This window comes from Streptomyces odontotermitis, assembly GCF_050510915.1.
Lineage (GTDB): Bacteria > Actinomycetota > Actinomycetes > Streptomycetales > Streptomycetaceae > Streptomyces.
Window position 1 is genome coordinate 186,273 of the sequence record NZ_JBNJLS010000013.1, and the last position, 14,506, is coordinate 200,778.

The 14,506-nt window shown below is 71.6% G+C and carries 11 protein-coding genes; 4 read left to right on the forward strand and 7 right to left on the reverse strand.

The window, feature by feature from the left end; genetic code table 11:
- Positions 1–102 precede the first annotated feature (102 nt).
- Positions 103–519: an ATP-binding protein gene (locus tag ACQB60_RS30600; RefSeq protein WP_496929333.1), complete on the forward strand. Its 417-nt coding sequence runs from the start codon at positions 103–105 to the stop codon at positions 517–519.
- Here the strand turns inward: ACQB60_RS30600 and ACQB60_RS30605 are convergent.
- Positions 509–3,589: an NACHT domain-containing protein gene (locus tag ACQB60_RS30605; RefSeq protein WP_496929334.1), complete on the reverse strand. Its 3,081-nt coding sequence runs from the start codon at positions 3,587–3,589 to the stop codon at positions 509–511. The genes ACQB60_RS30600 and ACQB60_RS30605 overlap by 11 nt on opposite strands.
- A gap of 510 nt (positions 3,590–4,099) precedes the next feature.
- On the opposite strand from ACQB60_RS30605, the gene ACQB60_RS30610 reads away from it, so the two are divergent.
- Entirely contained in the window at positions 4,100–4,756 is a 657-nt protein-coding gene (locus ACQB60_RS30610) for a M23 family metallopeptidase (protein WP_496929335.1), read from the forward strand.
- A 25-nt stretch (positions 4,757–4,781) separates the two neighbouring features.
- Here ACQB60_RS30610 and ACQB60_RS30615 read toward each other — a convergent pair whose 3' ends face one another.
- Positions 4,782–5,363 (reverse strand): TetR/AcrR family transcriptional regulator, encoded by a 582-nt coding sequence (locus ACQB60_RS30615; protein ID WP_496929336.1) that lies wholly within the window; start codon positions 5,361–5,363, stop codon positions 4,782–4,784.
- Between the two features lie 159 nt (positions 5,364–5,522).
- On the opposite strand from ACQB60_RS30615, the gene ACQB60_RS30620 reads away from it, so the two are divergent.
- Positions 5,523–7,163 (forward strand): MDR family MFS transporter, encoded by a 1,641-nt coding sequence (locus tag ACQB60_RS30620; protein WP_496929337.1) that lies wholly within the window; start codon positions 5,523–5,525, stop codon positions 7,161–7,163.
- Positions 7,164–7,385: 222 nt separating this feature from the next.
- Here ACQB60_RS30620 and cseC read toward each other — a convergent pair whose 3' ends face one another.
- From cseC to ACQB60_RS30645, 5 genes are all read right to left on the reverse strand, one after another.
- Positions 7,386–8,831 (reverse strand): two-component system sensor histidine kinase CseC, encoded by a 1,446-nt coding sequence (cseC, locus tag ACQB60_RS30625; protein WP_496929338.1) that lies wholly within the window; start codon positions 8,829–8,831, stop codon positions 7,386–7,388.
- Positions 8,832–8,843: 12 nt separating this feature from the next.
- On the reverse strand, positions 8,844–9,557 hold the full coding sequence (gene cseB / locus ACQB60_RS30630; RefSeq protein ID WP_384835205.1) for a two-component system response regulator CseB: 714 nt from the start codon (positions 9,555–9,557) through the stop codon (positions 8,844–8,846).
- Positions 9,558–9,777: 220 nt separating this feature from the next.
- A complete protein-coding gene (locus ACQB60_RS30635; protein ID WP_496929339.1) occupies positions 9,778–10,416 on the reverse strand; it encodes a hypothetical protein in 639 nt (212 codons plus the stop codon).
- Between the two features lie 59 nt (positions 10,417–10,475).
- On the reverse strand, positions 10,476–11,036 hold the full coding sequence (locus tag ACQB60_RS30640; protein WP_384835211.1) for a SigE family RNA polymerase sigma factor: 561 nt from the start codon (positions 11,034–11,036) through the stop codon (positions 10,476–10,478).
- A gap of 275 nt (positions 11,037–11,311) precedes the next feature.
- On the reverse strand, positions 11,312–12,277 hold the full coding sequence (locus tag ACQB60_RS30645) for an HhH-GPD family protein (protein ID WP_496929340.1): 966 nt from the start codon (positions 12,275–12,277) through the stop codon (positions 11,312–11,314).
- A gap of 471 nt (positions 12,278–12,748) precedes the next feature.
- Here ACQB60_RS30645 and ACQB60_RS30650 point away from each other — a divergent pair, with 471 nt between their 5' ends.
- Positions 12,749–14,419 carry a sensor histidine kinase gene (locus tag ACQB60_RS30650; protein ID WP_496929341.1) on the forward strand — a complete coding sequence of 557 codons (1,671 nt, stop codon included), beginning with the start codon at positions 12,749–12,751 and terminating at the stop codon, positions 14,417–14,419.
- Positions 14,420–14,506 lie beyond the last annotated feature (87 nt).

A 14,506-nucleotide genomic window follows, 5' to 3' on the forward strand; every position in this document is an offset into this window, starting at 1 on the left:
GTTGTTCGTGAGGAGCGGTAGAGCCACTGCGGCCGGGGCGAGGGCGGCGGCCATCCATCCGTCGATCAGTCGAAGAGCGACCCATCGCCTTGGAGGCGCCCCATGGGGCTACCCGACGTCGTACCGCAAACCGGAGTCGATGCCGAACTCCCCTGTAGCTACACCCTGTTCGCTCCCAGTAATCCCCAATCCGTCAAGATCTGCCGCGACTTCGTCCGTGGCGCCCTGGAGGCCCTCGGTCTCTCTCATCTCGGTGACGCCGCCGCGCTCTGCACCTCGGAGCTGGTCACCAACGTGCATCGGCACGCCAAGGGGGACGTTCATCTGAGAGCCGCCGTCGGGGCGAAGCACGTACGCATCGCCGTGTATGACGGGAGTTCCCGGCTGCCGTCGCCCCGGCGGGCGGACGCCGAAGACGACGGTGGGCGGGGGCTGTTTCTCGTGACCGCGTTGTCGGATCTGTGCGGGGTGACGCCCGCGGGGGTGGGGAAGGGGGTGTGGTTTCAGCTCAATCGGTGACGAGGTCGTAAGTCCGTACCTCGACATGGGAGGGGAGGGCGTCGATGCCGGTCACCTGTGGGGCCGGGACGAACATGTGCCGGAGGTTCGGCGGCAGTGCCAGGCGCGTGAGGTCGGCTGTGGCCTGGACGGGGAGCGAGTTCAGTTGCAGGCGGGCGAGGCCCGGAAAAAGGTCCGCGACGAGGGACGCGCCGATGTCCCAGCCTTCGGTGCTGCTCAGCACCAACTCGTGGACATGCGGAAAACGGGACCCTGAAGGCGCCGTCGCGAGTAGGGCGGGTGACAAGGACAGGTGCCTGAGGTGGGGGAGCTGGGCGAGGGCCTGCCACGTTGTGTCCGAGTTCGGACCCTCTCCGGGGCCGAAGCGGACCCAGTCGAGCTCCGCCCACCTGTCGATGTCCTGGAGATCGGCGAGGTGAACCTGCGAGTCGAAGATGCCGAGCGTACGCAGCGGAGCCTCGGCCGGGAACAGGGAGAGGCTCCAGGGTTCATTGATGTTGATGACGCGCAGGTGGTCCAGCTCGTCCAGTGCGGCGAGCGCCTCTGGGGTCAGCTGGCTTGGGGGGATCGCCAGCGCCAGCTGGGTGGGCTTGCAGGCGATGAGCAGGCGGGAGGCGACCTTGGGGGAGACGGCGGCCCGTAGGTCCAGAAGCCTTGGGCGCAGGCCGAGGCGGTCCAGCTCTGCGACCTGCTCGTCGTTGTGGATGTTGAACTCCGTGGTGCTGACGTCGAGTTGGGTGATGACCTGCTCCGCGTACGTGCGGCAGTCATGGCGGGTCCACCCCCACATGACTTGACCGCCTGCGGCGGGATCCGGGTGGCGGGCGAGTCGGGAAAGGAAGGGGATCGCGGCGTCCGAGGGGACGTGAGTCGCGGTGATCGCCACCCGCCAGGCATCCTCGTTGCTGAGCCCGTCCGGGGCGGGCAGCAAGTCGAGGACCATGGGGCCGGCGGTCGCCAGCTCTTGGGCGTCCTTCCGGTTTCGCGGCGGGATGAGCCCCGCCGCCCGCAGCTCCACCTTCTCCCGTACGGCGGGCGTCAGCTCCGCCGCGTGCTCCAGGCAGGCGGCGGCGAGCAGGTGGACCCGCATGCGGTCCGACTCGTCACGGGCATCCCCGAACGCGATCAACTCCTCCAGGAGCTCCGCCCGGTCCCGCGGCCGCCCCTGCGCCACAGCCATCCGAATGACGTCCGCCCACTGATCGTCCGCCCCGTGCCGCGCGAGCACCCCGAAGTCGCCCTCGTCGACGGCGGCCCGCGCGCCCAGGAAGTCCTGGAACGTACGGTGGACGAAGTCGACCGTGTCCGGGCCCGGTTCGCGGAGCAGGCCGCTTCGCTGGAGGAAGTGGTCGAAGACGGCGTGCGCGTCGCCGAGCGCGGCGACCTCCGGCACGGACGGGAGCGCGTCCGCGATGATCGTCTCTGCCCGTGAACGGTCCATCACCGTACGGCCGTTGCGTATCAGCCAATACGCGAGCCGCTGGAGGAGCTGGAGCTGGGGCTCCTCGCGCAGATCCGGCACGTTCATGTGGCGCTCGCGGTCCCGGCGGGTCAGGAGCATCGACAGGGCAGCCGTGTAGAGGTCTTTCCGACCGAGAGGGAGGAAGCCGCGCCGGTCCCGATGGAGGGCGCAAATGAGGCCGCACATCAGGGGGTTGGTGGCGAGGCGGCCCAGATCGGGCTTGGTCCTGACCGCTTCGAGCAGCTGATTCTCGTACGAGGAGAGGGCGGCGTCCTCGTCGGGGGCGCCCGTCGTCGCGGCGCTGTGCCAGCGCTTGATGAAGGCGGCGACCTCGCGTCGGCCCATGGGGGAGAGGGTGAGCTCGGTGAACTCCTCGTCGGCGAGCCAGTCCTCGCGTACAGCGGAGGGGCGGGACGTGACCAGCCAGCGGTTGCCGGGGTACGCGTCGATCAGGTCGCCGAGCCAGGCGCGGGTGCGGGCGCGCTCGGTGTCCGGGACCTCGTCGATGCCGTCGATGAGGACGAGGGCGCGGCCTGCTCGTAAGACCCGGGACTCCCAGCCGCCGGGCTGCTCGCCCGAGAGGGGGCAGTCCACGGCGGCCAGGAAGTCCTTGGGGGCGGGGAGCCGCTCGCCGTGGCGGGTGAGGGTGCGCAGGGGCAGGACGTAGGGGACGCGGTCGTGGAGGTGGGCCATGCGTTCGTCGGCCGGGGCGTCCTGCCGGGCCGCGCTCACCGCGAGCCACTGGACCAGCGTCGTCTTGCCGGAGCCCGCCTCCCCGCGCAGGAGGACGCGGTCGTGGGTGATGAGGGCCTGGTCGGCGGGGAGGGGCTCCTCTGCCCACGGGTTGTTTCCGCTTCCGGACGACAGGTCGTTCCAGGCGGTCAGGTCCTGCCTGCGCGCCGTCGCCTCCAGCGACATGTACGCCACATCCAACGGCCACTTCCCCGGCGAGTTCGCCAGATCGATCCCGAAGATCGTCAGCTGCCCGTACTTCCGCGCCACATACGCCAGATACCGCTCCTCGAACCCCACGTCCTCCGCCCCCGGCAACGGATTCCGCGCGATCAACTCATCGACGAGCGCGATGAGTTCACCCTGCCTCCGGCTCTGCGCCACCAGCGTCGCCGCCACGAACGTGGAGCGCCGCGTGAAGAAGTGCAGGATCTGGAGGCAGGTCGCGGTGAGCAGGCGCTCGTAGAAGTACGTGGCGTCCGCCGAGAGGTGCCCCTCGGGGGAGCCACTCGCGGCCCGCAACCGACGCGCCAGCGCCTCATGCCCCAGCTCGACCGCCTCCACATCCGTGAGCGAGAGGTCACCCAGCGCGTGCAGCGTCCGCGCGAGGGCGTCCGCGACCGCCCGCTGCTCGTCGGGGGCGATGGGGCGCTCGCCCGCCCGCAGGGCCTGGTGGACCAGTTCCCGGGCGAGCTTCGCCAGGTCCTTCTCGGTCAGCTTCCGCTTCTCTCCCGTGAAGGAGATGAGAGCGTCGAGGCGTACGGGCTTGTCGACCAGGCCCGCGCCCGGTCCCGGCCGTACGAACAGCTTCTTCACCAAGGGGGAGACAGCCCGCGAGGCGAGCCGCGAGCCGGTGCCGATGACCGCGGGATCCATGCGCGTGAGCGTAGTGGCCGTCACATTCGCGGGGCAGTGGATCTTAGGGCGCGGTGACATGACGCACAGGCGATTTGTCCGGTACTAGGCGGAATAGTGGATGCGCCCGTGCGCGACGTCGGGACTTTCGGTCCGCAACCTCCGGGACCTTCGTCGCGTCCGGCGTGACGAGCGGCCGGGCCGCAGGTGGCGGGGGAGCGGGGCGGGTGCGACCTGGGGCCAAACCTTCGCGGCCCGAGAGATTTCGATACGAGACCGATGGGTGTTTGTCCCATTTTGGTCGTGTCAAGGAGGGGAAATCCGGACCTTTCACTACGGCTTTGGGTAGTAGAAGGGCGTTTTGGGCGGGGGTGGGGCGGCGGGTTACCAAGGTGAGGCCGACCCGGCGACACGTGCTGCACGTGGGCCGGGTCCCGTCGTGTCTGTCATGGCCGCCATGCCCCCAGGGACCCCCGGGATGTGGCGGCCCCACGTACCCCCTCAGCCGTAAAGCCCCGGAGGTCATTCGAAATGTCGAAGCGCGCCAAGTCCCACCATCCCGGCTCCCCCCTGCTCCGCACGCGGGTCGCGGCCGTCGCCGCGGGCGTCGGAGTCACCGCGATGCTGGGTGCCGGCGTCGCCTCCGCCGCGGACGGCGACGTCCAGGCCGGTGCGCTGCCCGCCGTGGCCGCTTCCTCCCTCGACGCGCAGGCCGCCGCCCAGGCCAAGGCCGCGGGCCAGGCCCAGCAGGCCGCCGCGAAGAAGGCCGCCGCCTGGCAGGACCCGGTGCAGCACTACACGCTCTCGGCGACCTTCGGTCTCGGCGGCAGCATGTGGTCCCACAAGCACTCGGGCCAGGACTTCGCGGTGCCGGTCGGCACCCCTGTCTCGGCCGTGCACGGCGGCACCGTCGTGAAGGCCGGCGGCAACGGCGCCGGTGACGGCCCGGCGTACGGCAACGCGGTCGTGATCAAGCACAGCGACGGCACGTACTCGCAGTACGCGCACCTGTCGCGGGTCGACGTCCGCATCGGCCAGGCCGTCGGCACCGGCCAGCAGATAGCCCTCTCCGGCAACACGGGCAACTCCAGCGGCCCGCACCTGCACTTCGAGATCCGCACGACGCCGAACTACGGCTCCGCGGTCGACCCGGTCGCCTTCCTGCGCGCGCAGGGCGTGACCGTCTGACGGACCCCCCGTATCCGCGTCTGTGTCACGCGCCCTCGTGTGCGCGCGTGACCAGTTCGACGGCGACTTCGAGGATGGCCTTGCGCTTCTCCTCGGGGTCGCCGTCGACGTCTTTGAGGGCGAACATGCCCGCGTGCATCGTGAACAGGGCGCTGAAGCAGCGCACTTGGTCCGACATGGGGGCGTCCGGATCCTTGAGGATGTCGTACAGCGCGAGCATCCGGCCGCGGAACTCCTCGCCCGACTTCAGGTCGCGGACCGTGCCCTGGTTCTCCTGCATGAAGCGGAAGAGCGGGGCCGCCGAGACCAGGATGGTGCCGTAGCGGCGCAGCAGCTCCTGCTTCGTCTCCAGGGTGCGCGGCTGCTCCTTGCCCCAGACGATCAACTCGTCGATGGGGCCGGTCAGATCCTCGAAGAGGCTGCTGAGGATGTCCTCCTTGGTCTTGAAGTGGTAGTACAGCGCCGCCTTCGTGACCTCGAGCCGCTCCGCGATCTCGCGCAGTGACGTCTTCTCGTACCCCTGCTCGGCGAAGAGCTCCAGGGCCACGTTCTGAATGCGCTCGCGGGTGTCCCCGCGTCGCTGCTGCTTGCCAGTGCCCGTGCCCATCGTGGTGCTCCTCGTGCCGATGTATGCCCGACGTCTGCCCGCCCGTCATGAACTTACTTGACGCCCGGCTAGTTAGGGGTCTACCTTCCCTCAGTGTAGTCAACTTGCCGGGCGGCAAGTAAGTAGCTGGGGAACCGGACCATACGGGGAGTGGGGATCATGACGACGGAACTGAAGAAGCCGGGGGAGACGGAAGGGGCGGCCGCGGCCGCGGCCGGTGCCGCCGAGCCGCAGCCGCGCAGTCTGCGCGTCGTGCTCATGGCGCTGATGATCACGATCCTCCTCGCGATGCTGGACAACATGATCGTGAGCCCCGCGATGCCGACCATCGTCGGCGACCTGGGCGGCATGGAGCACCTGTCGTGGGTGGTCACCGCCTACACGCTCGCGACCGCGGCCTCCACCCCGATCTGGGGCAAGGTCGGCGACATGTACGGACGGAAGGGCGCCTTCCTCTCGTCCATAGTCATCTTCCTGGCCGGCTCCGCGCTCAGCGGGATGGCCCAGGACATGGGGCAGCTGATCGGCTTCCGGGCGATCCAGGGCCTCGGCGCGGGCGGACTGATGGTCGGCGTCATGGCGATCATCGGTGAGCTGGTCTCGCCGCGCGAGCGCGGCAAGTACATGGGCATGATGACGGCCGTCATGGGCGTCGCGATGATCGGCGGACCGCTCGTCGGCGGCACCATCACCGACCACCTCGGCTGGCGCTGGGCCTTCTACATCAACGTCCCGATCGGCATCGTCGCCCTCGCGATGGTGACCGCCGTCCTGCACCTGCCCAAGAAGCGGGCCGAGGGACGGATCGACTACCTGGGCGCCGCGCTGCTCACCATCGGCATCACCGCGTTCGTGCTGGTCACCACCTGGGGCGGCACGGAGTACGCCTGGGGCTCGGCCATGATCATGGAGCTCATCGGGATCGGCATCGCCTCGCTCGTCGGCTTCGTCTTCGTCCAGCGCAAGGCCGCCGAGCCGATCATGCCGCTGCACATCTTCCGCAGCCGCAACTTCTCGCTGATGTCCGTGATCGGCTTCATCACCGGCTTCGTGATGTTCGGCGCGATGCTCTTCCTGCCGCTCTACCAGCAGGCGGTGCAGGGCGCCTCGGCCACCAACTCCGGCCTGCTGCTCCTGCCGCTGCTGCTCGCGATGATGGCCGTCTCGTTCTTCGCCGGCCGCTTCACCACCAGCACCGGCAAGTACAAGCTCTTCCCGATCGTCGGCGGCGTGTTCATGGTCGCCGGGCTCGTGCTCCTCGCGCAGATGGACACCGGCACCTCGCGGTTCACCACGGGGCTGTACATGGTCGTGCTCGGCATCGGCATGGGCTGCCTGATGCAGATCACCATGCTGGTCGCGCAGAACAGCGTGGAGCTCAAGGACATGGGCGTCGCCTCGTCCTCGGCCACGCTCTTCCGCACCCTCGGCTCGTCCTTCGGTGTCGCGATCATGGGCGCGCTCTTCAACAACCGGGTGCAGCACGAGATGGCCGAGCGGGCCGGTGCGACGGGCGGCCAGGCCACCGAGAAGTCGGCGCAGCTGACCAAGGAGGCCCTGGAGAAGCTGCCCGCCGTCGCGCGGGAGGCGTACCAGCACGCGGTGTCGTCCGGCACGCACGCGGCCTTCCTGCTCGGCTCCGCGATCGCGGTGGCCGTGCTCATCGCGGCCCTCTTCGTGAAGGAGACGCCGCTGCGGGGCTCGGGCCCGTCCGAGTCCGGCGACAAGGGACCGGCCGGGGGTGCGGCTGGGGACGCCGCACCTGAGGCGCGCGACAAGGCGGTGGCAGAGGCCGTCTGACCCGCCCGTCACTTCCCGGCCGCGCAGGCCCCTGGCGTCCCCCCGGCGCCGGGGGCCTGCGCATGTCCGGGGGTCTGCGTATGTCCGGGGCGGGCGCTGCGGGGTGCGGGCATCGCAGTTCTACGGGGGTACGGCGGTACGGCGGTAGGGCGGTACGGGGATGTGGGGGCCTGGCCGCTCAGTGGGCCTGTGTCTCAACGGCCGCCCGGCGCCCGGCAGTTGCTACTTGACCCACTTGCTCGGCTTGTCCGGGAGCTGCAGCATCGGGAAGCTGCCCGTGTTCGTCGGGGCGTGCTCCGGGAGCCAGAGGACCGCGACGGCGCCCTCGGCCGGGGCGTGCGCGACGCCGCCCGGGGGGCGGATGTTGCGGAAGGTCAGGCGGGCGCCGAGCACCCGGGCCTGGCCCGCCGCGATGGTCAGACCGAGCCCGTGGCCGTGGCCCGCGCGGTCGGCGCTGCCGGTGCGGAAGCGGCTGGGGCCCTCCTCGAGGAGGGACTCGGGGAAGCCGGGGCCGTGGTCGCGCACCCGGACCACCCGGCCCTCGACGCTGACCTCGAAGGGCGGCTTGCCGTGCTTCGCGGCGTTGGCCAGGAGGTTGCCGAGGATGCGCTCCAGGCGGCGCGGGTCGGTGGTGACCTCCGACTCGTGCACGACAGTGACCGTGATGTCGTCGTTGAGCACGCCGATGCGGCGGGTGACGAACTCGCCGAGCATGATGTCCTGCAGCTCGGCCCGCTCGGACGCGCCGTCGAGGCGGGCCACTTCGAGGACGTCCTCGACCAGCGTGCGCATCGCCTGGGCGCGGTCCTTGACCAGCTCGCTCGGGCGGCCCGGCGGCAGCAGTTCGGCCGCCGTGAGCAGCCCCGTCACCGGGGTGCGCAGCTCGTGCGCGATGTCCGCGGTGACCCGGCGCTCGGCCTCCAGGCGCTGCTTGAGGGCGTCGGCCATGGCGTCGACGGCGCGCGCGAGGTCGTCCGTCTCGTCCCGTACGACACCGCCGATGGCGTCCCGCACCCGTACGTCCGACTGCCCCTGCGCCACCTCTCCCGCCGCGGCCGCCGCCTTGCGCAGCCGCCGGGAGAGCTGGCCGCCGATCAGCACGCCCAGGGCGCAGCCGCCGAAGATCACCGCGACGCCGCCGATCACCAGGGCCTGGTCGAGGTCCTTCATCACGGTGGAGCTGCGGTCCGTGAAGCGGTCGTGCACGGACAGGATGTGGCCGTTGCTCAGCGGGACGGCGGCCCAGATGTCGGGCACCCCGTCCGAGTTCTCCTTGATGTACGTGGCGCGCCGCCCCGGAGCGATCTTCGCCCGCAGCTCCATGGGCAGCTCGGGGTCGTCGATCTTCTGGCCGAACGGGTAGGGGGTCAGCTTGCGCTTGGGCGACCCGCCCGCCTCGTAGTTCCGCTGGGCGATCTGGACGCGCTCGTCGGCCAGGTCGCGCGCGTTGTCGAGCATCGTGACGCGCGCGGAGTTGTGCACGACCAGGCTCAGCGCCACCGCGACCAGGGCGCTGACCGCGGCGACGGCGGCACTGATCTTCCAGCGCACGCCTGTGCGCAGCCCCTCGCCGAGCGCCGTGCGGACGCGCTCCCGCAGGCCCTCGTCACCCTTGCCGAGTGCCGAACGCACCCGGTGGCGCAGGGTCCCCGCTGCCCCGCTGTTCATTCCGGTCCCCCGTCAAGCCTTGAGCTTGTAGCCGAAACCGCGGACGGTCTCGATGCGGTCCTGGCCCACCTTGGTCCGCAGCCGCTGCACATGGACGTCCACGACGCGGGTGTCCCCGCCCCAGCCGTAGTCCCACACGCGCTCCAGGAGCTTGTCGCGGGAGAGCACCGTGCCCGGCGCCGAGGAGAACTCCAGCAGGAGCCGCATCTCGGTCGGCGTGAGGGCGACGTGCTCGCCGCCGCGGCGCACCTCCATGCCCTCCGTGTCGATCTCCAGGTCGCCGAAGTGCAGCACCCCGCCGTCCCCGGGGGCGCCCTCCTCGCCGGCGGGCGCGGGCGAGCCGGGGCCGCCCGCGTGGCCGAAGCGGCGCAGCACGGCGCGGATGCGGGCGACCAGGACCGCCCCGTCGAACGGCTTGGTCACGTAGTCGTCGGCGCCCGCCTCGAGGCCGAGCACCACGTCGATCGAGTCGGCGCGGGCCGAGAGCATGATCACCGGGACCGTCGACTCGTCCCGGATGCGGCGGCACAGACTCACGCCGTCCAGGCCCGGCACCATCACGTCGAGCAGGGCGATGTCGGGGCGGTCGGCCCGGAACGCCTCGAGGCCCGCGAGGCCGTCGGGCATGGCGGTCACCGCGAAGCCGTCCCGCTCGAGGGCGAGCTGGGTGGCCTCGCGGATGACGTCGTCGTCCTCGACGAACAGGACATGTGTCTGTTCTGCCATCGGTGCTCTCAGTCTCCGGGGTTGTTCTGGTCGGTGCGGTGGTGCGGTGGTGCGGTGGTGCGGTGGTGCGGTGGTGCGGTGGTGCGGTGGTGGTGCGGTGCTGTGGTGCGGTGGTGCGGTGGTGGTGCGGTGCTGTGGTGCGGTGGTGCGGTGCTGTGGTGCTTCGGTGGTGCAGTTCCGTGTGAAGCGGTGCTTCGGTCCCAGTGTGAAGGGGCGGCGGTCAGCTGTCCGGAGTGGGGTCGCTGCCGTTCGTCGTGTTCCCGTAGTCGTTCCGGACCGGCTTGCCCTGCTGCCGGAACCTGCCCTCCTCGCTGTCCCACCTGAACGTGGTCACCAGCTGGCTGGAGGGGTACGCCAGGTCGTCGTCCTTGTCGTACAGCTGCCGGGTCACGACCAGCTCGCCCCGGTCGATCTCCGAGTAGGCCGACGGGTCCTCGGCCCGGAAGACATTCTGGTACTTCTTGCCCTCTTCGCGATACACGTAGGTGCCGACGCCGACGGCGTCTCCGCAGGTCATCACGTTCACGATGATGTCCGGGGCCGATCCGCCGGTCAGGTCCCCCGAGCTCACGTCGACCGGGTACTCGTCCGCGACGCAGGGCTGCAGGTCGCGCTTGATGGACTCGCTGACCTTGGGGTCGTCCTTCACCAGCTTGACGGCCTCGCTGTTGTTCATCGCCGTCGCGGACGGGGCGGGCTCGGCGGGGACGGCGGAGTCGGGGGCCGCGGGGCGCACCGAGTTCGCGGGGTCCGTGCGTGCCGGTCCCTCGTCACGCGTGCCGGAGCCGCCGGTCGAGCAGGCGGTGATGAAAAGCCCGAGGGCGGCGAGCACGACCGCTGCCGTGCTCCCCGCCTTCAACGCTGTTCCCCAGACCCACCTGGAAGGTGGACCCGGGGGTGGCTCGTTGGCCCCAGTACCTAGGCCGCGCAACGCTCCCGCTCCTCACGTTCGAACGCGCGGGCAGCGGGCCCAGCCGACTCCTCGTCGGCGGCGCGGCTCTCCAGCTCCTGACGGAGCCGGGCCAGGGCCCGGTGCAGCGTGCTCTTGACCGTTCCGGCCGACATGCCGAGTGCGGCGGCCGTCTCCTCGGTGGACATCTGCTCCCAGTGTCGCAGCACCACGACGCTGCGCTGCTTCGGTGCGAGCACCTTCATGATGTCCATCAGGAGGGCGCGGTCGGCGTGCTGCTCCGTGGAGTCGTCCACGGAGGCGTCCGGCAGCTGCTCGGTGGGAACCTCTTCGAGCTTGCGGGCGCGCCACCACTCCGTACGCGTGTTGATCATGACGCGGCGGAGGTAGGCGTCGGCCAGCCGCTTGTCGGCTATGCCCTCCCAGCGGCCGTACGTCCGCACCAGCGCCGTCTGCAGCAGGTCCTGGGCGTCCACCGGGTCCGGGACCAGGCGCCGGGCACTGCGCAGCAGGGCGTCCTGCCGAGTGCGGACGTACTCTTCGAACTCGAGCACCTCGCCGTGCGCCATACCCAACCGCCTCCGTTCCGACCCGTTGCCTCGTCGTGTCTCGCTGACAGAAATGAAGCTACGGAGGCGTTGTCACGAGGCTGTGCGGAGCAGCCAGCGGAGGGCGCACGGCTGTCCGTCGGTTGTGTAACAGAAGTAGGCGACGCGTAAACCTGCAGGTGAGAGCGGGGTTTTATGCGGCGTTATGCCCGTTTTGCGGGTCGGGGTGACGGTCGGGTGGGCGCGGGTGAAGCGTTACGAGCGATGCGTGTGTGTTGCGCGGTGTGTTGCGGGTGTTACGTGAGGGGTAGTCGGTACAGGCCGTCGGGCAGGGGTTCCACCAGGCCGTCGGAGACCAGGCCGTCCAGGGCGCGGGCCCGCTGCACCGGTTCGTCCCAGACCCGGTCGAGCACCGCCTGCGGCACCGGTGCGACGGCTTCCCGCAGGACGGCGAGCAGCTTGCCGCGGACCTGCCGGTCGGTGCCCGCGTAGGTCTGGGCCCGGCGTGCGGGACCCTCGTGCGCGGGTTTGCCCGCCCCGTGCCAGGCGCACTGGGCGGCGATGGGGCAGCGCGCGCAGTTCTCGTTCTTGGCGGTGCAGACGAGGGCGCCCAGCTCCATGGAGGCGGCGGCCCAGCGCGAGGCGGTCCGCTCGTCCTCGGGCAGCAGGGCGCGGGCGAGCTTGCGCTCGGCGGCGGTGGTGGCGTTCGGCGGGTACTGGACGCCCGTGACGGCGCGGGCGAAGACCCGGCGCACGTTCGTGTCCAGGACCGCGTGCCGCTGTCCGTACGCGAAGGAGGCGACCGCGGCGGCGGTGTACTCGCCGATGCCGGGCAGCGCGAGCAGCTGGGAGTGGAGAGCGGGGACGTCGCCGCCGTGCCGTTCCGTTATGGCGACGGCGGCGCCGTGCAGGCGCAGGGCGCGGCGCGGGTAGCCGAGCCGGCCCCAGGCGCGGACGGCCTCGCCCGGCGCTTCCTTGGCCAGGTCGGCGGGGCGCGGCCAGCGGGCGAGCCACTGCTCGTACACGGGCAGGACGCGGCTGACGGGGGTCTGCTGCAGCATGAACTCGCTGACCATCACTCCCCAGGGGCCGGCGTCGGGGCGCCGCCACGGGAGGTCCCGGGCGTTGGCGTCGAACCAGGCGATGACGGGGGTGTGCAGCGGGGCGCCGTCGGGGGTCGGGGCTGCGGACGGCCCGGACGGCTCGATCGGCTCGGTCGGCTCGGAGGGCTGGGGCGGCATGGGCTTCGTGGGCGCAGTCATGGCACGCCCGATCCTGCCACGGGGGCGGTGGGGGTGGGGACAACGGCGCGGGGGTGGGTGGCGGGTGCTGGTGGGCGGGTGCTGGCGGGCGGGTGCTGGTGGGTGGTGGGGCGGGGTGGGGACGCGGCGGTATGTCCGTCCTCGAAACGCCTCGGGCGCCGGACGGGTGCATGAGTACTGGCTTGGGTGGGGTGCTGTACTGCGGGCGGACATACCGCCGCGTCCCCACCCCTTGCGCCGGTCCTCCGTCTGCAGGCCGTCTCGCCTTGCTGCGCGGGGCCCTCCCCCCCCATCCCGCGCGAGGGCAGGCCCCTTCAGCCTCGGGGGGGGTCTTTCAGCCCGTCCGGCGTTTGAGGACGAGGCGCGTTCAGCGCCGATGGGGGGTCCGGGGGCGCAGCCCCCGGCAGGGGCACCCGCACCCTGACGATCGGCAGGGGCGCCGCCCCCACCCGCCCCCGTACCGTCGGCACCGTGAAGAGCCCTCGCCTCGCCGACGCCCTGCTCTGGGCCGCCCTCGCCACCCCCGCGCTCTCCGTGGACCGGCTGGGCTTCAACGAGCCGACCGGCCCCGCACAGCAGCTCGCCTCGCTCATGGCCCTCGCCCTGGCCTGCGCGGTCCGGCGCAGGAACCCCCTGCTCGCCTTCCTGCTCGCGGCGGGCCTCGGCCTGGCCGCGGGCCCGTCCCTCTTCTCGCTCTCGTACGGTGCCGCGCTCGCCGTCTTCGCCTTCCAGCTCGGCCGCCGGGCGCGCCGTGAGCGGCCCGCGCTGCTCGCCTTCGGGGCGGTCGCCCTGGTGGGCACGGCCAAGATCGTCGTACGGGACGTGGATCCCGTCGTGGAGTGGCTCGTCCTCATGGGGACGTTGCTCTTCGGGGCGGTGTTCCCGTGGCTCGCGGGCCGCTACGGGCGCCAGGGCCGCGAGCTGACCACGGCCGCGCTCGCCCGCGCCGAGCAGCTGGAGCAGGAGCAGCGCATCGTCGCCGACCGGGCCCGGCTGCGCGAACGGGCCCGCATCGCCCAGGACATGCACGACTCGCTGGGCCACGAGCTGAGCCTGATCGCCGTCCGCGCGGGCGCCCTCCAGGTCGCCCCCGACCTGCCGGACCGGCACCGCGAGGCCGCCGCGGACCTGCGTGCCGCCGCCTCCGACGCCACGGACCGGCTCCACCGGATCATCGGCCTGCTCCGCGAGGAGGACGACGAACCGGCCCCGCTGGCCCCGCCCGGCGAGACGGTCGAGGCCCTCGTGGCGCGCGCCGCGGAGTCGGGGCTCGACGTGCGCTACGTCGGCGGGGAGCGGGCCGGCGAGGAGGCGGGCGAGGAGGCGGGCGATGAAGTGGGTGATGAGGTGGGTGATGAGGTGGGTGACGGGGGAGTTCGGGAGTTGACCAGGGGCGATCGCATGGCCGGTCGCCACCACATGGTCCACCGGGTCGTCCAGGAAGCCCTCACGAATGCCGCCAAGCACGCACCCGGCGCGCCCGTCGAGGTCAGCGTCGACCACGAGCCCTCCGCCACCCTGGTCACGGTCACCAACGAACGCCCCCGGCAGGCTGGTTCAGGACTGGGCGGGGGCTCCGGTCTCGCCGGGCTGCGGGACCGGCTCGCGGCGCTCGGCGGGAGCCTCGACGCGGGGCCGCACGGTGACGGCGGGTTCCGGATCCGGGCCCGCGTCCCGGCCGGGGGCACCCCGCGAGTGCCGGAGGAGCCGCGGGGCACCCCCGGCACCGTGCTCGCCCTCGCCCGGCGCCGCACCGCCCTCGCCTTCGGCGCCGCCGTCGGCACGGGAGTGCTGCTCGTGGGCGGGGCCTTCGGCTGGTACGCGTACTCGCGCTCGCACTCCGTCCTCGACCCCGACGACTACGCGCGCCTGCGTCTCGGCGCCGCCCTGACCGACGTACAGCCCCTGCTTCCGGACCGGGCCGAGGACGACCCGCCGGCCGACCGGGCACCCCGCGCCCCGGCAGGCGCCGACTGCCGCTACTACCGCGCCAGCGGCCAACTCTTCACCACGGTCGCGCACTTCAGGCTGTGCTTTGCGGGGGCCGGACCCGACGGGCCGAGGCTGGTGGCGAAGAGCGTGATCCCCAAGGCCGGTACGGGACAGGAAGTGCAGGAGGAGGAGAAGGAGTGGATGCGGTGAGCGTGGTGAGCGCAGTGATGCGAGTGGTGCGTGTTGGTCGTGGACGTGGCAGTGATGAGGATGGCCGCGTGGTGCGGGGGGCGGTGT